The sequence below is a fragment of the Paraburkholderia translucens genome, assembly GCF_020881035.1.
In the GTDB taxonomy this organism is placed as follows: Bacteria; Pseudomonadota; Gammaproteobacteria; order Burkholderiales; family Burkholderiaceae; genus Paraburkholderia; species Paraburkholderia translucens.
In genome coordinates, this window is the sequence record NZ_JAJITC010000012.1 from 1 (window position 1) to 19,336 (window position 19,336).

Sequence of the window (19,336 nt, forward strand, 5' to 3'; positions counted from 1 at the left end):
TTGCACTCGACGTTGAATTACGTCAGTCCGATGCAATTTGAACAAGACTGGCACGCCGCACAGCGAAAGGAAGCGGCATAATAAGTGCTCGGTTAGCGGATACGAAAATCGAGGGCAACGTCAGATGACGGGTTCAGCTGAACACGAACCAAAAGCGCGGCCGGGAACCGTTGCCGGGCACTCTCTCAAATTCGCGGAATTATCAGCACCTGTTTGCGCATACGATCTGCGCTCCAACACGCGTCGAGCCCCTTCTTAGCGCTACTCCGTAGCAACCCGAAGTACAAAGCATGCGTCAAGCTGTATTGGACTATCTACTGATCCCATTTGACTGACCTCAGCGAGCAATGCTTCGTCGCGCGCAATGACCTTCGGCCGATCTGAACACAGGAATTCGACCCAAAAACGCGACTTCGCATCGATGAACTGGCGCGACCGATATAGCGCATAAACAGTCGTCTTCTGCAGCGTACGTTCCGACAGCCCGCGCACCAGCGTGCCATCGCGCAATCCTGAAATGGCAGTATAAAGCGGCACCATGCCGATGCCCATGCTCCCGCGGATCGCCGCGATCAATGATTGAGCGATGTTCGCATACACGTTCGTGCGCGCAACTGGCTTCGTCTTCCGCAACATCGACATCCGCGAGGATTTGCTGTGAGCGCTTCAGATAGCCCCCGCCGGCCGCGCAAGAGCAACAGGTTGCGCAAGCGGAAAGCCAGCGCGCCAATAACGTTGCTACGCGCAAGCATATGGAAGCGGGAAAGCGAAAGCCGACGAATGCGTTGGCCCGATGAGCTTCTGCAACATCCACCTGGGCAGCTGAGCTGCATCACGCGCAAGACCCGTCCTTGACCATGTCATGCGACCCAGCCCCTGTTCGCGACGTTGTCAGATCGAGACGCCGCGGCGGGTGCGGCACCCGCCTAGTGAGCGAATCACATGGCAGACGTGCGCGACAGTAGACGGAACTGGCGACTATGGAGAGACTCGCGTTCATGTACGCAGACCGCATTCGCTGCGCCGCGCTGCGCGGAATGATCACCACGGCCGCCGACGAGGCGCTCCTGATCCACGACGGCATGCGCGTTGGCGCAAGCGGCTTCCCGCGCGTGGGCGACGCGAAGGCCGTGCCGGTCGCGCTTGCCGAGCGTGTCCGCCAGCGGAGCGAGCCGCTGCGCGTCACGTTGATGACGACGCGCCTCGCTCGGTCATGACGTGGATCGCATGCTGACCGAAGCACATGTGCTTTCGCGCCGGCTTCAGTTTCAGGTGGACAAGACGCTGCGCGACGCAATCAATCGCGGCGAAGGAATGTTCGCCGATCAATATCGGTCGGAGACGGTCGAGATGTTGCGCGCGAACCAGCTCGGCAAGCTCGATGTCGCAATCATCGTAAGCGCGCGATTTAGCACACTGAGGTTGGAAACGTGCGCGAAGGTAGATGTGTCGGGCAGATCAAGCTCGAGGAGCGACGGTGAGCTTTGCGAAGTTGAACGGCAAGAGATCAGTCACGTCGGCGTCCGATGCGCGCTTCGGCAATTCGGTAAGGACGTGCACGAGATAGGCGTAGGGTTCGACGTTGCAGGCCCTGCAGGTCAGCATAAGGCTGTAGATCACGGCGCTCGCCTTCGCGCCGGCAACCGTGTCACTGAACAGCCACGAAGCCCTGCCTGTACAGAATGGGCGGATGTCGCGTTCGATGACATTATTGTCAACTGGAGCCCGCCCGTCGCTCACGTAGCGACACAGATACGCCCACTGGTTGCGCGTGTATGAGATCGCCTTGCCCAGCAGACTTTCTGGCAGGACCTGCGGCGCCTGTTCGTCCAGCCACTGTCTGAGCGCTTCAAGTAGTGGCACGCTGTGTTGCTGACGCAGCCGGTGCGTATATTCAACGTGCGTCTCGCCTTCGGGCAGATCAGCTTTGGCGAGCGCCTCGACCTGGTACAGCGCCTTGAAGTATTCCAGCGCCTGCGCAGCACGGCCGCCCGGTTTCTTCATGCCCTTGAGCGCGTCGACGAAGCCTCGGCGCGCATGAGCCAGGCAGCCCAGGTGGGTGGGGCCTTTGAGCGTGCGCCAGGCGGCGTATCCGTCTGTCATCAGCAGGCCTTTGTAGCCGGCGAGGAACGCCTGAGGATATTCCTGCCCCCGCCCCGGCCGGTAGTCGAACAGCACGACCGGCTGCGCACAGTCTTCGGCACTACGGTAGACCCACATATACGACGTGCTCTGCGCGGCGCGGCCAGGTTCCTTGAGTACCTGCACTGTTGTCTCGTCGCCGTGAATCAGTGACTGAGACAGCAGCGTCCTGCGCAAGGCCTCAAAGAGCCGGCTATAGTGCAGCTCAGCGGGCCGGATGATCCAGTTCGCCAGCGTGCCGCGTCCGACTTCGATGTCGGCGCGACCCAATGCGTTAGCCATCCGGTATAGCGGCGTTCCGTCGACATACTTGCCGGCCGTCACGGTGGCGATCATCGCGGCACTCGCATTGCTGCCCGGCAATGGCTGCGGCGGCATCGGTGTGGTGATCGCCGGCGTGCGTTCGGCGTGGCGCTCGCAATGCCTGCATGCGTACTTGAAACGCACATGCTGCAGCACAGACGCCTTCACCTCGATATGCAGCTGTTCGCTGATCTCTTCGCCCATACGATGAAGCTCGTGTGCGCAGCACGGACATATCTTCTGGTCATCGGGCAGATCGTATTCGATGCGCTGACGTGGCAGATGCGCCGGCAGCGGTTTGCGTCCAGGACTGCGCGGTGTCGGTTGCGGCACATCCGGCAAGCCAGTCTCGGGCAGCGTGAAGGTGTCGGCCGCGACGTCATCGTCATGCGCTTCAGTGGCAGCGATCTGTTCAGCCTCGTCGAAGACTCGATCACGCAGCTTCTCGCTGCTGGGCGCGAAGCGCTTGCTCTGTGCCAGGCGGAACTGTTCCTCCAGCTGGGCGATGCGTTCGCCAAGCTGACGGTTACGTGACTCAAGTTCACGGATATAGGCCTGGGCGGCGGGCGGCAACCGGGAGAAGTCGTCTTCATTCATGCTCCCAGGATAGTCGAATGCAATGCGCTACAGGTTTACGGAGATTTGTAACATCAGCTGGCATGGCGGTACGGCCGCGCCGGATGCCGGCGCATTGCCTCAATGTCGATGCCCTCAAGCAGCCAGCGTAGCTGCTCGGTAGTCAGCTCGATTACCGCCTGTTGCTGGCGCGGCCAGATGAAGTGATCTTCCTCGAGACGTCGCAGCATTAGCCAGAAGCCGTTGCGCTCGTAAAGCAGCAGCTTGATCCGGTTACGTCTGCGGTTGTGGAAAGCGTAGACGGCACGCGCAAACGGATCCAGTTGCATGGATTGCTCCACCAGCGTCACCAGACTGTTGATGCCTGCCCGGAAGTCGATCGGCTCGCGGTGCAGAAACACCCTCACATCAGCCTCAAAGCGAAACATCAGCGCAGCCCCAATGCCGCGATCATGGCGCTCACAAGAGCGGTGTCGCGCTCCGAACATTCGAGCTCGAGCTTCACGCCATTAGGCAACTGGGCCGAGAGCCATGCGGATGTCGGCGAGCGCGAAGACAGAGGCGATGGCTGCGGTTCTGACTGCACGCGCCCCGAATGCACCGTGGCAGGCGCGGGCGCCGGATCGGAGATCGCGATGACCGGCACGAACACCGACGGTGAAGCAGCCATGTCGTCGTTACTCGCGCGCGTTTGCGCCTGCCGGTGCAGCCGAACCCATTTACGCAACTGGTTGGCGTTCACCCCGGCCTTCAACGCCAGGCCAGACAATGACGCACCTGGCTGCTCGCAGGCTTCCACCAGCCGTCGCTTGTCCATAGGATCGAAGCTACGCTTGCCGCCCACGCCCACGCGGGTCACCCGCAAAGGCAAAAACGAAAGGTCATCCTGGGTCATAAATTGCGTCCGCAAGTTAGGGGTTGCGGACGCAATCGTGGATCTTGCTGGACGCAAAAGCTAGGTGGGGGAAATTGTGCGCTTACCAATCATCGAAGCGGCCGCGATCACGGAGAGCGGCGGCATCGTGCTGAAGACGTCGATCGGCAATTGGGCAAGCTTCGCGATTCTCGCGGACAAGGTCATCGTCGAGATCAACCTTGCACGGCCGCTCGGACCGCATCGGCCCGCCCGCTATCGACATTCCGCCCGAGAAAACCGCGGCGATGTAATGACCGACATGGCCGACAGATCGTCAACAGTGCTGCCCGCGGATCGCGAGACTGCATCGATTGCCGGTCATCTGATCAGGTTTTTCCAGCAAGAAGTGACGCGTCGCCGCATGCACAAGCAATTGGCGCCGCCGCAGGCAGGCATCGGCAAGATCGCGAATGCGGTACTAACAGGTTTCACCGATTCCCCTTTCGATGTCTGTGAGATTTACTCAGACATCCTGCAGGATTCGACGTTCGCTCTGATGGATGCCGGTAAGGTCGCGTTCTCGTCCGGCGCCTCGCTCACGCTTTCGGCCCCGCGGCAGGCGCAGATATTCGGCGAAATCGGGCGATATCGCGACCGGCTCGTGCTGCGTTCGCAGGAAGTCAGTAACCATCCCGAAGTGGTTCGCCGGCTCGGATTGATCGCGCTCAATACCGCACTCGATACCGCGCTCGAATTCGATATCTACGGCAACGTGAATTCGACGCGTGTGGGCGGCACGCAAATGATGAACGGAATGGCGGCTCCGGCGACTTTGCGCGCGATGCGTCATGCGCGGTGTTTGCGAGCAAATTGACCGCGAAGGACGGCCGCATTTCGAGCATCGTGCCGATGGTGCCGCATTGCGAACACTTCACGATACCGGATGCCGTGCTCAGGAACCTCGTCGCACGAGCCGGATAATAAACAGCAGAATGACCGCGCCGATCACCGCGGTAATGATCGAGCCGATCCAGCCGCTGCCGAGCGAGATATGCAGCACGCCGGCGAGCCAGCCGCCGATGAACGCGCCGACGATCCCGACGATGATGTCGACGATCAGGCCGAAGCCGCCGCCCTTGACCAGCACACCCGCGAGCCAGCCTGCAATCGCGCCGATGATGATCCATGCGATGATGCCGTGTTCCATATTCGAGACTCCATGGTTGAGTGTGAAGAAATCACGCTGATAGAGCTTAGTCGAAAGTTATGGGACAGTCCCTGATCAGGGCGCGGAATTAACACTATCTGAATCTGCTGCAAGCTAAGTGTAGACGATGCGCGCGAACGGAGGGAACTTACGCGCCGCGCTTCACTCGGGCGTGGGCTCCGCTTCTCGCGCGGTCCAACTGACGCTCGACACACTCTTTTCCATGCTCAGGCGACTCGCCATCTGTTCGAGCTTCGATTGATCCTTCGGATGCAGCTTCAACGTCGCCGTCACGCGAATGCGGCCCGGCTCGTCCTCGACATCTTCGCTCGTCAGGCTCTGGAACGACAGCGGCGTCGAGTACATCGAGTTGGAGATCGCGGTGCGAATGTGGATTTCGTCAGCTTCGCGGCACACGATCATCAGCATGTACTCGCGGACGAGGTCGGCGTTTGAGACCGGCGTCTGGTTGATCATCCGGCTCACTTCGCGCAGCGCGGTGTTGGTCAGCAGCACGACCGCGGTGCCCGCGAGCGCCGGTCCGTAGTGTCCCGCGCCGCTCAATACGCCGACGGCCGCCGAGCACCACAGCGTCGCCGCGGTGTTGATCCCCTGAATCGAGCCTTTGTCGCGCATGATGACGCCGCCGCCGAGAAAGCCGACGCCGGACACCACGTAGGCGGCGATCTGCGTGATGCCGCTGATGCCGTTGCCAGTCAACACGCCAAGCGTGACGAACAGGCAGGCGCCGCTCGCGACGAGCGTGATGGTGCGCAGGCCGGCAGTACGCTGGCGCATCTGTCGTTCGAGGCCGATCGCGACGCCGCAAGCAAAGGCGGTGAAAAGCCGCAGGAAGAATTCGAGTGTCATCGTTCAGAAAGGTTGGCGTGCGCGGCGGCGCAGTCTGAAGCCTACGCGTGAGAACGCCACGCCGTCTACCTCGTGCGCGGTGAAAGCGTGCGGGCGGGCATAAGCGGATAAATCCGCGCGCGCAGCCCGCAGCGTGCGGCATCGGCATGGCATCGAGCCACGCTGCGCTTCACCGACAGTACGCGAATGAGAATGAAATGAGAACGACGTGCGCCATCGAGCCCGTGGGCAGGACGGCGACAGGGAAGCCTGGCGCGGAAATCCTGCCGCTCAGGCGTGCGGGCAAATCGATGCTCGGCTCGTACAACAGCTACTGTCCAAGATCGTGATTCCGGTTAAAAGAATTGCGCGAATTTTATGAGGCAGTGCAAAGTTTAGTCAAGCCACAATCGATAGTGGGGCAGACGTCACTTTGCTATAGCCGCATTACAGAGGAATCACAACGAATCAATGCGGACTCCGAATAATGACTTCAATCCGGTTCTCCCGCAACGAGTCTCAAACGCGTGATTTCCGAAGGTGCACCGAGTCGCTTCGGCGGTCCCCAATAGCCTGTGCCCCGGCTCGTATAAACCCATAGCCCGTTCAGGCGCGCGAGCCCTGCGGTAAACGGCTGTTGCAGACGCACAAAGAAATTCCACGGAAAGAACTGACCGCCGTGCGTATGACCGGACAACTGCAGCGTGAACCCGGCCGCCGCCGCCGCTTCGGCCGAGCGTGGCTGGTGCGCGAGCAGCACCCTGATCAGCACGTCGCCCGGTGCGCCCGCGAGCGCTGCGGCCGGGTCGCTGCGATGCGCAGGGTCGTGATGGCCAGCCGAGTAGTCGGTGACGCCGGCGATCACGGCGCGCGCGCCGTCATGATCGACGATGACGTGTTCGTTCAGCAGCACCCGCAAGCCGAGCCGGCGGAATTCGGCGATCCACGAGTTCGCGCCGGAGTAGTACTCGTGATTGCCGGTCACGAGAAACGCGCCGTGCCGCGCGGCGAGTCGCGATAGCGGCTGTGTATGCCGGCTTAGCTGCGGCACGCTGCCATCGACGACATCGCCCGTCACCGCGATCAGATCCGGCTTCAGCCGATTCACCGCGTCGACGATCGCATCGACGTAGCGGCCCTTGATCGTTGGGCCGACATGGATGTCACTGATCTGCACGATCGTGAAACCTTCGAGGGCGGCAGGCAGATCGTCGATCGGCACTTCGATCGTAACGACGCGCGCGCGACGGCGCGCGTTGAACAGACCGATCAGCGTCGACACCAACGCGAGCAGCGGCACCGCCGCTGCCGAGTCCATGCGCCATCGGGCGATCGCGAGCGTGTTCGGCCGGAGTGCGTCGATCGTCAGCAGCGACGCCAGGACGATGTCGCGCGCGAACGTCAGCACCAGCAGCGAGGAGAAGAAACCCAACGCGAGCAGGCCGACCCACGCGAGCCGGTCGCCGAGCGGCTGGCGCTTGAAGCCGCGCGCCATCATGCCGACGGGGATAATGTAGACCGATAGCACGAGCCACAGCACGCACAGTCCGCGGCCGACGCCGTCGATCGGCATGTCAGGAATCAGGCGCAAGCCGACGTAGATATGCAGCAGGATGCCGATCAGGATGACGCGGACAAGAAACGATGAACGTCGCATATAGAGGATCGGGGGCGGGAAGGGGGCCGATTGGCCGGCATCAGCGACAACGTGGCGAATTATTGTACCGACATGCTCAGTCGCTTGCCGCGTCCGCAAAATTCATGCTCCCGCACCGCACGACACGTGGCCGAAAGGCGTCCGATCTTCTCATGACGAGATTCGCGGGTGCTGGCGCGATCCATGCTTGCTACATGATCAGACCGGCGGCGAGCCTGGCATTTCAATGCCTATGCAAGCGAATTAAATGGGCTTTGAGTTGCATTGATGTCTGCGCTATGCTTGAAGCAAGCGAGCTTGTTGCCAGGCCAGCGCAGCAATGCTTCGGCCGCGACTGGTTCTGTCGCCGGGAAAGATCGGGCGGGGGAGGCACACCATGAAACTACTCAAATCGGGCCACCTGTGGCATCACGCGGACGACGCGCATCATGTTCATCATGAGCACCACGTCGGCTACGAGGGCAGTCATGTGATGTTGCCGCTCGTCGGCATCTCGCTGATGGCCGTCGCGCTCTACTTTGGCGTGCGCGGCATCGATTTTTCCGAACTCGGCAAAAGCGCGCTATTCGACGTCGTGATGGCGTGCGTCGCGCTCGGCATCGCGGGACTGTTCGGCGCGGTCGGCGCATGGCTGCGCTCGAATGGCGACGAAGCCGAAGAGGGCTTCTGCTTCATCGGCGCGCTGATCGGCACCGTGGTGTTCTATATCGCGGTGCTGACCTGACGCGATTTCACCGAACGCGCGGCGCGACAGCCGCCGCGCCATCCGTCATCAACGCACCCTCACACTATGCGTGCCGCTTCGTCGAACGAAAAACGCGGGCTGCGCGCAAACAGCTTTGACGGATCGCCATAGCCAAGATTGATCAGGAAGTTCGTCTTCACGGTCGTGCCCGCAAAGAACGCTTCGTCGACCTTGGCCGCATCGAAGCCGGACATCGGCCCGGTATCGAGGCCGAGCGCACGCGCGGCAAGAATCATATAGCCGCCTTGCAGCGTCGAGTTGCGAAATGCCGTATCCGCGATCAACCGCTCGTTGCCGGCAAACCAACTGCGTGCATCCACATGAGGAAAGAGCTTGGGCAGATGCTCGTAGAAGGCCATGTCCATGCCGACGATCACCGTGACCGGCGCGGCCATCGTCTTCTCGAGATTGCCGGCCGACAGCGCCGGGCGCAGTTTTTCCTTGCCCTCCGGCGTCTTGACGAACACGAAGCGCCCCGGGCTCGAATTGGCCGAGGTCGGGCCAAGCAGTACGAGTTCGGTCAGATGGCGCAACACGGCGTCGTCGATTGGCTTGTTTTGCCAGCCGTTGTGTGTACGCGCTTCTCGAAAGAGTTGTGCGAGCGCCTGATCGGAAAGTGTCATGAAAGTGGCCCCTGCGAAAGGAAAGAGGGAACGCGCAGAGAGTCGCGTCGAATGAAAGAGCAACGCGCGTGAATCACCTGGCGTGCCGTTGTCGCCATAATAGCCAAGGCGTATTTCCGCGCCCGCTTGCATCCCCACATTCCAATGACCGACCTTTTCAACGACCTGCCCGCGCCCGACGTCGACTGGTTTCCCGACTGGCTCGAAGCGGGGGTGGCAGAACGCCTGCTGACCCGTCTGATCGACGAAGTGCAATGGCGCCAGGACATGATGGGCACACCTGGCGGCCGTGTTGCACTGCCGCGTCTGACCGCATGGCAGGGTGAGCCGGACGCGGTGTACGTTTACTCGGGCATCCGCAACGTGCCGCAAGCGTGGACGCCCGCCGTCGCGGAACTGAAAGCCGCCGTCGAGGCGACCAGTGGCGCGCGTTTTAACAGCGTACTGCTGAATCGTTATCGCAGCGGCGCCGACAGCATGGGCTGGCACGCGGACCGCGAACCGGAGCTCGGCAGGCAACCGGTGATCGCGTCGGTGAGCCTCGGCGTCGCGCGCACGTTCGATCTGCGGCACAACCGCAGCGGCGTGGTGCATTCGTTCTCGCTGAAAGGCGGCAGCCTGCTCGTGATGAAGGGCGATACCCAGGCGCAGTGGCGTCATCGGGTGCCGAAGGAGCCGCGCGTGAGCGGCGAGCGCATCAATTTGACGTTTCGCTGGGTCACCCCGAGAGCCGCGCCCACCTGAAACACGCAGCAGCCATCCGCGGAGCGCCGCGCTATATCAAAATTGATATCGAGGGCGCGAATCATATGATTGGACGGTTAACGCGTCGCACAGTACGCTACATCACGATCCAGACACCGTGAGGGCCGCTAGGGCCGGGCAGACCACTGGGTCATCTACACAACAACGATTGGAGACTGTCATGGCGAATACACGACGTGCAGCGTGCCGCGCTCTGGGCGCGCTCGCGCTTTCCGCGAGTCTCGGAGCGCTGACGCTGGCCACGCGCGGCGCACATGCCGAGGACAAGAAAATTACGCTCGGTTTTGCGCAGGTCGGCGCGGAAAGCGCATGGCGCACCGCGAATACCGAATCGGTGAAGTCGGCGGCGGCGGATGCCGGCATCAACCTCAAATTCTCCGACGCTCAGCAGAAACAGGAAAACCAGATCAAGGCGATCCGCTCGTATATCGCGCAGAAGGTCGACGTGATCGCGTTCTCGCCGGTCGTCGAATCGGGATGGGAACCGGTGCTGCTCGAAGCTAAAGCCGCGAAAATTCCGGTGATCCTGACCGACCGCAACATCGACGTGAAGGACACCTCGCTGTACGTGACGATGATCGGCTCGGACTTCCTCGAAGAAGGACGGCGCGGCGGCAAATGGCTCGCGGACCACTACAAGGACGACAAAGGCCCGATCAATATCGCCGAACTGCAGGGCACCGTCGGCTCCGCCCCTGCCAACGACCGCCACGCGGGTCTGATCGAAGTGATCAAGAACGATCCGAAGTTCAAGATCATCGCGTCGCAAAGCGGCGACTTCACGCTCGCCGGCGGCAAGCAGGTGATGGAAGCGTTCATCAAGACCTACGGCAACAAGATCAACGTCGTCTATGCTCATAACGACGACATGGCGCTCGGCGCGATTCAGGCGATGGAAGAAGCCGGCATGCATCCGGGCAAGGACATCGTCGTGGTTTCGTTCGACGCGACGAAGGGCGGCTTCCAGGCGATGGCAGCAGGCAAGATGAACGTCGACGTGGAATGCAGCCCGCTGCTCGGACCGCAGCTGATGTCGGCGGTGAAAGACGTGGTGGCTGGCAAGCCGCTGCCCAAGCGCATCCTGACTCAGGAGACCGTCTTCCCGATGAGCGTGGCCGCGCAAACGCTGCCGTCACGTAAGTACTGACGCGGCGCGTGCGGTCTTCAGGCGCTGGGGCCAACGGGCTCACAGCGCGAAGGAGATGCGCAGTACGGACTCATCGAACAGGTTTCTCCAGTGGTGCCTGACCGCCCGGGCTGCTTCGGCAGCGGGCGGTCTCTTTTCAGGAGGATGCCGCTGGAACCTGCCGAATCACGCATAGCCGATCGAGCGAGGTCCATGACCCATTCAGCAACCGAATCAAATCAGCCGGAGCGCGGCACGCCGGGCGCACCCAGCCCACGGAATGGCGTGAGCGCGCGCGAACCCATTCTGGAGACCTCCGGCGTCAGCAAGACATTTCCGGGCGTGAAGGCGCTGCAGCGCGTCGACTTTCGCCTGTTTCCCGGCGAGGTCCATACGCTGATGGGCCAGAACGGCGCCGGCAAATCCACCTTGATCAACGTACTCACAGGCGTGCTCGCACCCGATGCCGGCACGATCCGCCTGGGCGGCGAGGTGGTCGCCTTTGCGTCCCCCCAGGAAGCCGAGGCGGCAGGCGTGCGCACGCTGTACCAGGAAGTGAACCTGTGCCCGAATCTGTCGGTCGCGGAGAACATCTTCGCGGGCCGGCAACCGCGCCGCTTCGGCGCGATCGACTGGGCCGACATCAAGCGCCGTGCCCAGCAAGCGCTCGCGCGCCTCGACGTGTCGCTCGACGTCACGCGCTCGCTCGACGCCTATCCGATCGCCGTGCAACAGATGGTCGCGATCGCGCGAGCGTTGTCCGTTGACGCACGCGTATTGATTCTCGACGAACCGACCTCGAGCCTGGACGACGGTGAAGTCGCACAGCTTTTCAAAATTCTTCGGCATCTTAAGCAATCTGGCATCGCGATCCTGTTCGTCACGCACTTCATCGAGCAGACCTATGCGATCTCCGATCGCATCACGGTGATGCGCAACGGCGAACGCGAAGGCGAATATCTCGCGCGCGATCTGCCCGCGGATCAACTGGTCGCGAAGATGGTCGGCCACGAGCGCATGAGCGCGCGTCTGCGCGAAGCGGCGCATGAAGGGCAGGCGGCCGACGATCTCCAGGAAATCGCGCAAGACCACGCGGAGACACGCGACGCAACGGCCGAGCGGCCGTTCGTCGAGTTGCGCGGCGTCGGCCGGCGCGGCACGTTGCAGCCGATCGATCTCGAAGTGCAGTCGGGCAAGATTCTCGGCCTCGCGGGGCTGCTCGGCTCGGGCCGCACCGAAACCGCGCGCCTGTTGTTCGGCGCCGACCGCGCCGACAGCGGCACGATCGTCGTCAACGGGCGCGTCGTGCGGCTGCGCTCGCCGCACGACGCGGTGCGCCATGGCATCGGCTATTGCGCGGAAGACCGCAAGAAGGAGGGTATCGTCGGTGAGTTGTCGATCCGCGAGAACATCGTGCTCGCGTTGCAGGCGCGGCGCGGCTGGTGGCGCAAGATCAGCCGGCAGCGTGCGCGTGAATTGGCCGATGTGTGGATCGAGCGGCTCGGCATCAAGGCATCCGACGCCGAGCAGCCTATCGCTTTGCTATCCGGCGGCAACCAGCAGAAGGCGCTGCTCGCACGCTGGCTCGCGACCGATCCGAAACTGCTGATTCTCGACGAGCCGACTCGCGGCATCGACGTCGCCGCGAAGTTCGACATCATGGACCGGCTGCTCGCGCTATGCGCGAACGGGCTGTCCGTCCTGTTCATCTCGTCCGAGATCAGCGAGGTGCTGCGCGTGAGCCACCGCGTCGCGGTGCTGCGCGATCGCCGCAAGATCGCCGAAGTGGCCGGTAACGCATCGAACGAAGACAACATCTACCGACTCATCGCAGGGAGCGGCGAATGAAGCTATCGAACTGGTTCGCGCGCGACGGCGCCGAGCGTCCACTGCTATGGCCGTGCGTGACGCTCGTGTTGCTGTGCGGACTGAATCTGCTGGTCAATCCGCATTTTCTTGCGCTGCGCGTGCTCGACGGCCACCTGTTCGGCGCGCCGATCGACATTCTGAATCGCGCGGCGCCGCTCGTGCTCGTCGCGATCGGCATGACGCTCGTGATCGCAACGCGCGGCATCGACATTTCTGTTGGCGCGGTGGTCGCGATCGCGGGCGCCGCGGCTGCGGAGATTCTCGCGACGCAGGCCGTGCCGAGCGGCGGCCTGATCGCGCAGGCATTGCTGGCGGCGCTCGTCGTCGGCGTATTGAGCGGCATGTGGAACGGGCTGCTAGTGGCATTCGTCGGCATGCAGCCGATCATCGCGACGCTGATTCTGATGGTCGCGGGCCGCGGCATTGCGCAACTGCTCACCGCCGGGCAGATCATTCCGATCGGCGCGCCCGGCTATCTGTTCGTCGGCGGCGGCTACTGGCTCGGCGTGCCGTTCTCGGTGTGGATCGCGGCGGTGGCCGTACTGGCGACCGCCGCATTGGTGGAGGGAACGGCGCTCGGACTCTTCATCCGGGCGATCGGCGTGAATCCGGTTGCGACCCGGCTCGTGGGCCTGCGCTCGAAGGCGATCGTGTTCGCGGTGTACAGCTTCTCGGGCTTGACCGCGGCGCTGGCCGGCATCCTGATCAGCTCGAACGTGCGTAGCGCGGACGGCAACAACGCGGGCCTGCTGCTCGAACTCGACGCCATTCTCGCCGTGACGCTCGGCGGCACGTCGCTGCTCGGCGGCCGCTTCAGTTTCGCGGGCACGATACTCGGCGCGCTGATTATTCAGACACTCACGTATACGACGTATTCGATCGGCGTGCCGCCGGAGGCGACGCTCGTCGTCAAGGCGGCCGTGGTGCTCGCGGTCAGCGTGATCCAGTCGCCGGCGGCGCGCGCGCTCGCGGTGTCGTTCGGCGCGTCGCTCGTCAAATCGCGTGAGGTGGCACGATGACGCGCGTTCTCGAAGCACTCGCACGCGTGGTCGATCCGCGCACGCTGCCGATCGCGGTGACGATCCTGCTGTTCTGCGCGTTGTTCGGCTTTGGCTCGGTGATGTACACCGGTTTCTTCTCCTGGCAGGTGTTGCTCGATCTGCTCGTCGACAACGCGTTCCTGCTGATCGTCGCGATCGGGATGACGTTCGTGATCGTGTCGGGCGGTATCGATCTGTCGGTGGGCTCCATCGTCGCGCTGACGACGATCGTCGAGGCCGTGCTGTCCGAGCACATGCATGTGTCGGTATGGCTCGTCATTCCGATCGTGCTGCTGATGGGCACCGTGTTCGGCGCGGTGCAGGGCGCGCTCATTCATTACTTCCGCTTGCAGGCGTTCATCGTGACGCTGGCGGGGATGTTTTTCGCGCGTGGCCTGTGCTTCCTGATCACGACACAGTCGATCACGATCACCGATCCGACGTTCAAGGCGATCTCCGCGTATCGTCTCAGTCTCGGCGTCGGTTCGGTATCGGCGAACGTGCTGATCGCGCTCGCGACCCTCGCCGCTGCGATTTACGTCGCGCATTACACGCGCTTCGGACGCAACGTGTATGCGGTCGGCGGCAACCCGCGCTCGGCGCTGCTGATGGGGTTGCCGGTCGGCCAGACGCGGATCGGCGTGTATGCGCTGAGCGGTTTCTGTTCGGCCCTCGGCGGTGCGGTGTTCACGTTCTATGTGCTGTCGGGTTATGGACTGCAAGGGCAGGGCATGGAGCTCGATGCAATCGCGGCGACGGTGATTGGCGGCACGCTGCTGACCGGCGGCGTCGGATACGTTCTCGGCTCGCTGTTCGGCGTCGGCATTCTCGGCACGATTCAGACGCTGATTACATTCGACGGCACGCTCAGTTCGTGGTGGACGCGGATCGTGATCGGTGCGCTGCTGTGCGCGTTCTGTCTGCTGCAGCGCTTGATCGAGCGGCACGCGAAGTCGATCGGCCGGCTCGGCGGTACCGGTGCGATCGCAACGACGGGACATGCGCAGGGGCACGAGGAGACCTCGACGGCGGCGTCGTCGTCGGATTCGCAGGTGTTGGGAAGGGCGCCGGGCTAGGGCGCGTCCTTCCATCGCTTCAAACCGCGGCGGCCCGGCGCTGGGCGCGCCGCATCCCCGTCCCCATCAGACGCCGCCTGTCACGCAGTGGCCGCCGAACCGCGCCACTGCACCCGATGCGTTTCGCATAGACGGCACGCTCAGCGGCGCGAACGCGGCGGAATACGAAACCACGTGAGTGCCACGACCAGCAGGAACGCCACATAGGCGGTCGCGAACACCCAGCCGGGCAAGTCGTAATACAGCCAGTAGCTGACCCAGCGCTGGACGAAGCCTCGCTGTCCTGGCTGCCCCGTGCGCAGCCAGTCTTCCAGTACCGTCAGCGGGCACGGTATGTCCAGGATGGCGAGAAGCGCGACGAGGCCTATCGCACCGAGATGCGTGAGGCGGAACGCGCGGTTGCGTATCCAGCCGCGTTTTAACCACGCACCCGCCCAGATCGCGAGCAGCCCGCCGACGATGAAGAGCACGACGAGCGCGTGCAACACAAGAACGGTATTGGCCAGCCAGTTCATGACGCTCCTCGCAGCCGCGTTCACGCCGCTTTCCTTGTCCTCACTGCCCGATTGTCGATGATTTCGCGCATCTGAGTCGACCGACCGTGCCGCCAAATAACTGGAGCGGTGCATCCAGCGTGACCTATTATCAGGAAAGGTATGAGTAGGACGACTGCGGTTGCGATGCTTGCCGTGGAGAAAGGGCGATGGTTCGCAAGGAAATACTCGACCTGGTGCGGGTGTACACCGATCCGTTCCGCGTCACGAGAGGCAAGGATTTCTTTCTGAAGAATTTCGATGCCGGCGATACGCTGGGACTCGAAATGGATAAGGCGGAGGCGCAGCGACTTCTCCAGCGCGGTTCGAAATGGCTCGCGATGGAGCAGGAGGTCCTCTACGCACAGGACTCCTGGTCCGTGCTGCTGGTGTTTCAGGCCATGGACGCCGCGGGCAAGGATGGGACGATCAAGCACGTCATGTCGCGCGTCAATCCGCAGGGGTGTGATGTCTTCTCGTTCAAGCAGCCATCGGCTGAGGATCTCTCCCACGACTTTCTGTGGCGCTATTGCACGAAGGTGCCCGGGCGCGGGCACATTGGCATTTTCAATCGCTCGTACTATGAGGAAGTGCTGGTGGTCCGCGTGCATCAGCAGCTCTTCCATGCGCAAAAGATCCCCCCGGCATGCGTCGGCAACGACATCTGGAACGAGCGCCTCGCCGACATCGCGCGGTTCGAGGACTATCTCACGCGCCAGGGCGTGGTGATCCTCAAGTTCTATCTGAACCTGTCGTTCGCGGAGCAGAAGAATCGATTCATGGAGCGCCTTCACAATCCCGAGAAGCACTGGAAGTTTTCCGCAGCCGACATTCGCGAGCGTCGGTACTGGAACGACTACATGCACGCCTATGAAGAGGCCATCCGCGCGACGGCGTCCGAAGCGGCCCCGTGGTACGTCGTGCCCGCCGACAACAAGCCCTTCTCGCGCCTCGTCGTCGCGGCTGCGATCGTCGAGGCCGTCGAGAAGCTCGACCTCCAATATCCGAAACCCACGCAAGCGCAGATGCAGGATCTCGCCGCGGCGAGGAAGGAAATCGACGCTGAAGCGGTAGACGGCATGAGACGCGATCAACCAGCGGGCAATCCCGACCATTGAGATCCGCCCCTGACCCGAAATCACCGGAACCGGGAGAGACGAGGATGAGTTCAGTTGAGAGTGCGGCGCCGTGGCATGCGCTTCCGGCCGGCGAAATCGAGCGGCAGTTCAACGTGGATCCCGCGCGCGGCCTCGACGCAGCGGATGCAAGCGGACGGCTAGCCACCTATGGGCCGAACCGGCTGCCGCATGGCAAGAAGAAGGGGCCCGTCGCACGATTTCTCGCGCAGCTTCACAACATTCTCATCTACGTCCTGCTCGTGGCCGGTTTCACCAAGTTCATGCTGGGCCTTTGGCTCGACGGCTCGGTCATTCTGGCCGTCGTCATTCTCAACTCGCTGCTCGGTTTCCTGCAGGAAGGTCGTGCCGAGAAGGCGCTCGACTCGATACGCAACATGCTGTCCGCCGAGGCGCGCGTTCTGCGAGGCGGAGCGGTTCGCCTGATCCCCGCCGATGAGCTCGTTCCCGGCGACATCGTGCTACTGGAATCGGGCGATCGAATCCCGGCGGACATGCGACTGGTCGACGCCAGGAATTTGCGCACGGAGGAGGCGGCTCTCACGGGCGAATCCGTCCCGGCCGAGAAGAGCACTGCGGCGGTACCCGCCAAAGCCACGGTCGGCGACCGCGAGAATATGGCGTTCTGCGGCACGATGGTCCTGTCCGGCCGGGCCACCGGCATCGTCGTGGCGACCGGGAGCCAGACGGAGCTCGGACGGATCAACCAGATGCTCGCCGAGGTCAGCGCGCTCGAAACGCCGCTGCTGCGCCAGATCAAGAAGTTCGGCTACGTCATCACCGCGGTGATCGCCTGTGTCAGCGTACTGCTCTTCTCCTGGGGCCACTGGCTCGGACACATGAGCTTCGTCCAGCTGTTCCAGGCCATCGTGGGGATTGCGGTATCGGTCATCCCGGAAGGCCTGCCGGCGCTCATCACCATCACGCTCGCGATCGGTGTGCAGCGCATGGCCCAGCGCAACGCCATCATTCGCCGTCTACCGGCGGTCGAGACGCTCGGCGCCGTTTCGCGCATCTGCTCGGACAAGACGGGCACGCTGACCCTGATGGAGATGATGGTGAGTTCCGTCGTGACGGCGGATGCGGCCTATGCGGTGAGCGGCGAGGGCTACGCCCTCGACGGAGAGATCAGAGCCGATGGCAAGCCGATCGGCGCCGCGCCGGAGGCGCTCAAGCTGATGGGCCGCGTGTCACTGTTGTGCAACGACGCCGAACTCTTCGAGGCAGACGGAAAATGGAAAGTGGAGGGCGACCCGACCGAGGGCGCGCTCTATCCGTTCGCCGCCAAGCTGGGCATGGACCGTGCCGCCGAGACGGCCGCCGCACCGAGAATCGACGCGATTCCTTTCGAGTCCGAGCACAAGTTCATGGCGACGCTGAACCGTTCGGCGGACGGCGAGATGCTGTTGGTGAAGGGCGCACCCGAAGTGATCCTCGAGCACTGCGACCGGCAGCAGACGGCGCAAGGCCCGGTGCCGCTCGATCGCGACCATTTCGCGAGGGAGGGCGACCGGCTCGCCGCGCAAGGCGAGCGCGTGCTCGGGCTGGCGTGGCTGCCGGACCCCGGCCTCCGCACGGGCGGTTTGGGGCCGCAGGACCTGCCGCGCACCCTCGTGCTTCTCGGCCTCGTGGGCCTCATGGACCCGCCGCGCAAAGAGGCCATCGACGCCGTGCGTGAATGCCACGGAGGAGGCATCCGCGTCACGATGATCACGGGCGACCACAAGATCACGGCGGCGGCAATCGCCAGAATGCTGGGCATCGGCGACGGCAAGACGGCCGTGTCCGGCACCGAGATCGAGGCCATGAACGACGCGGCGCTGCAGGAGTGCGTGCGCGGCGTCGACGTTTTCGCGCGCGCGAGCCCCGAGCACAAGCTGCGGCTCGTCAAGGCGATTCAGGCGAACCGGCAGATCGTCGCGATGACGGGCGACGGCGTCAACGATGCGCCGGCGCTCAAGAAGGCGGACATCGGTGTGGCAATGGGCATCAAGGGTACCGAGGTGACGAAGGAGGCGGCTGGGATGATCCTCGTCGACGACAATTTTGCTTCGATCTCCGCGGCGGTGAAGGAGGGGCGCACGGTCTACAACAACATCGAGAAGGCGATGCTGTTCCTGCTGCCGACCAATGTCGCCCAAGGCGCGGTGATCGCGGTGGCGATCCTGTTCGCCTTCACGCTGCCGATCACGGCGCCGCAGATCCTGTGGGTCAACATGATCACTTCCGTCGCGCTCGGCCTGACCATTTCGTTCGAACCGCACGAGGCAGACGTCATGCGCCGCTCGCCCCGTGCCATCGACCGGCCGATCGTCACGCGCTTCGGGATCTGGCGCATCCTCTTCGTGGGCGCGGCCCTCGTGATCTATACACTGTCGACCTTCTTCTGGATGAAGGAGCAAGGGGCGACGGATCAGATGGCGCGTACGGCTGCAGTCAACGCCATTACATTCGGCCAGGTGTTCTATCTCTTGAACATCCGGCATCTCATCGATTCGTCGCTGTCCGTGCGCGCGCATCAGGGCAATCGCTATCTGTGGTACGGAATAGCCGGTGTCGTGGTGTTGCAGCTTTTGTTCACTTATACGCTACCGTTCAATGCCATCTTCGACACCGAGGCTCTGCCCATGTCGGCGTGGGTGTGGCTCCTGTGTGGCGGCTTCCTGTTTTTCCTCGTGGTGGAGATGGAGAAGCTCGTGATCCGGCTCATACCTGCATTGAGAGGGATTGCGACTTCGCAGCATGAGGGCGCGGCCTTGCGCAATGATCCGGTGAGGTAGGGCTCCCGAGGTTCGCCGTGTCATGTATCAACGCTTGTTGCATGCGTCGTCCT

16 protein-coding genes and 3 pseudogenes are annotated in these 19,336 nt (G+C 62.9%); 10 read left to right on the top strand and 9 right to left on the bottom strand.

The features are described from left to right. Positions 1-261: 261 nt before the first annotated feature. Positions 262-600, bottom strand: a pseudogene (locus LJ655_RS21020) (LysR substrate-binding domain-containing protein); the annotation flags it as partial. 398 nt (positions 601-998) lie between these two features. On the opposite strand from LJ655_RS21020, the pseudogene LJ655_RS21025 reads away from it, so the two are divergent. Beyond that, positions 999-1,404 (top strand): annotated as a pseudogene (locus LJ655_RS21025) (sugar phosphate isomerase family); the annotation flags it as partial. A 54-nt stretch (positions 1,405-1,458) separates the two neighbouring features. Here LJ655_RS21025 and tnpC read toward each other — a convergent pair. Genes tnpC through tnpA form a run of 3 tightly spaced genes read right to left on the bottom strand, consistent with a single transcriptional unit; the run spans position 1,459 to position 3,916 of the window. After that, positions 1,459-3,042 carry an IS66 family transposase gene (gene tnpC / locus LJ655_RS21030; RefSeq protein ID WP_230563151.1) on the bottom strand — a complete coding sequence of 528 codons (1,584 nt, stop codon included), beginning with the start codon at positions 3,040-3,042 and terminating at the stop codon, positions 1,459-1,461. A gap of 53 nt (positions 3,043-3,095) precedes the next feature. Further along, positions 3,096-3,449, bottom strand: a complete 354-nt coding sequence (gene tnpB / locus LJ655_RS21035; RefSeq protein ID WP_230563152.1) for an IS66 family insertion sequence element accessory protein TnpB — start codon at positions 3,447-3,449, stop codon at positions 3,096-3,098. Continuing rightward, the gene (tnpA, locus tag LJ655_RS21040; protein WP_230563153.1) at positions 3,449-3,916 is read right to left on the bottom strand and encodes an IS66-like element accessory protein TnpA; all 468 of its coding nucleotides are present in this window, start codon (positions 3,914-3,916) and stop codon (positions 3,449-3,451) included. The genes tnpB and tnpA overlap by 1 nt, the downstream gene beginning before the upstream one ends. An 88-nt stretch (positions 3,917-4,004) precedes the next feature. Here tnpA and LJ655_RS21045 point away from each other — a divergent pair. Further along, positions 4,005-4,807: pseudogene (locus tag LJ655_RS21045) on the top strand (acetyl-CoA hydrolase/transferase C-terminal domain-containing protein); the annotation flags it as partial. A gap of 22 nt (positions 4,808-4,829) precedes the next feature. Here LJ655_RS21045 and LJ655_RS21050 read toward each other — a convergent pair. From LJ655_RS21050 to LJ655_RS21060, 3 genes are all read right to left on the bottom strand, one after another. Further along, positions 4,830-5,084 (bottom strand): GlsB/YeaQ/YmgE family stress response membrane protein, encoded by a 255-nt coding sequence (locus LJ655_RS21050; RefSeq protein WP_230563154.1) that lies wholly within the window; start codon positions 5,082-5,084, stop codon positions 4,830-4,832. 162 nt (positions 5,085-5,246) lie between these two features. Beyond that, a complete protein-coding gene (locus LJ655_RS21055; RefSeq protein WP_230563155.1) occupies positions 5,247-5,954 on the bottom strand; it encodes an MgtC/SapB family protein in 708 nt (235 codons plus the stop codon). Positions 5,955-6,426: 472 nt separating this feature from the next. Continuing rightward, positions 6,427-7,590, bottom strand: coding sequence for a metallophosphoesterase (locus LJ655_RS21060; protein ID WP_230563156.1), 1,164 nt, complete (start codon positions 7,588-7,590; stop codon positions 6,427-6,429). A gap of 376 nt (positions 7,591-7,966) precedes the next feature. On the opposite strand from LJ655_RS21060, the gene LJ655_RS21065 reads away from it, so the two are divergent. Then, positions 7,967-8,314, top strand: coding sequence for a hypothetical protein (locus tag LJ655_RS21065; protein WP_230563157.1), 348 nt, complete (start codon positions 7,967-7,969; stop codon positions 8,312-8,314). Positions 8,315-8,373: 59 nt separating this feature from the next. On the opposite strand, the gene LJ655_RS21070 is transcribed toward LJ655_RS21065, so the two are convergent. Further along, positions 8,374-8,958: a malonic semialdehyde reductase gene (locus tag LJ655_RS21070; RefSeq protein ID WP_230563158.1), complete on the bottom strand. Its 585-nt coding sequence runs from the start codon at positions 8,956-8,958 to the stop codon at positions 8,374-8,376. A 144-nt stretch (positions 8,959-9,102) separates the two neighbouring features. On the opposite strand from LJ655_RS21070, the gene LJ655_RS21075 reads away from it, so the two are divergent. From LJ655_RS21075 to yjfF, 5 genes are all read left to right on the top strand, one after another. Further along, positions 9,103-9,702: an alpha-ketoglutarate-dependent dioxygenase AlkB family protein gene (locus tag LJ655_RS21075; protein ID WP_230563159.1), complete on the top strand. Its 600-nt coding sequence runs from the start codon at positions 9,103-9,105 to the stop codon at positions 9,700-9,702. A gap of 181 nt (positions 9,703-9,883) precedes the next feature. Then, positions 9,884-10,870, top strand: a complete 987-nt coding sequence (locus LJ655_RS21080; protein WP_230563160.1) for an ABC transporter substrate-binding protein — start codon at positions 9,884-9,886, stop codon at positions 10,868-10,870. 192 nt (positions 10,871-11,062) lie between these two features. Beyond that, positions 11,063-12,697: a sugar ABC transporter ATP-binding protein gene (locus tag LJ655_RS21085; RefSeq protein ID WP_230563161.1), complete on the top strand. Its 1,635-nt coding sequence runs from the start codon at positions 11,063-11,065 to the stop codon at positions 12,695-12,697. Continuing rightward, complete coding sequence (locus LJ655_RS21090) at positions 12,694-13,737, top strand: ABC transporter permease (protein ID WP_230563162.1); 1,044 nt, start codon at positions 12,694-12,696, stop codon at positions 13,735-13,737. The genes LJ655_RS21085 and LJ655_RS21090 overlap by 4 nt, the downstream gene beginning before the upstream one ends. Beyond that, on the top strand, positions 13,734-14,834 hold the full coding sequence (yjfF, locus tag LJ655_RS21095) for a galactofuranose ABC transporter, permease protein YjfF (RefSeq protein WP_230563163.1): 1,101 nt from the start codon (positions 13,734-13,736) through the stop codon (positions 14,832-14,834). Before LJ655_RS21090 ends, yjfF begins: the two co-directional genes overlap by 4 nt. A 140-nt stretch (positions 14,835-14,974) precedes the next feature. Here the strand turns inward: yjfF and LJ655_RS21100 are convergent, their stop codons facing one another. Continuing rightward, positions 14,975-15,349 carry a DUF2784 domain-containing protein gene (locus LJ655_RS21100; RefSeq protein ID WP_230563164.1) on the bottom strand — a complete coding sequence of 125 codons (375 nt, stop codon included), beginning with the start codon at positions 15,347-15,349 and terminating at the stop codon, positions 14,975-14,977. 188 nt (positions 15,350-15,537) lie between these two features. Here LJ655_RS21100 and LJ655_RS21105 point away from each other — a divergent pair, with 188 nt between their 5' ends. Together LJ655_RS21105 and LJ655_RS21110 are read left to right on the top strand one after the other, a co-directional pair. Next, positions 15,538-16,485 carry a polyphosphate kinase 2 family protein gene (locus LJ655_RS21105; RefSeq protein ID WP_230563165.1) on the top strand — a complete coding sequence of 316 codons (948 nt, stop codon included), beginning with the start codon at positions 15,538-15,540 and terminating at the stop codon, positions 16,483-16,485. Between the two features lie 44 nt (positions 16,486-16,529). Beyond that, complete coding sequence (locus LJ655_RS21110) at positions 16,530-19,283, top strand: HAD-IC family P-type ATPase (RefSeq protein ID WP_230563320.1); 2,754 nt, start codon at positions 16,530-16,532, stop codon at positions 19,281-19,283. The last annotated feature ends 53 nt before the right edge of the window (positions 19,284-19,336 follow it).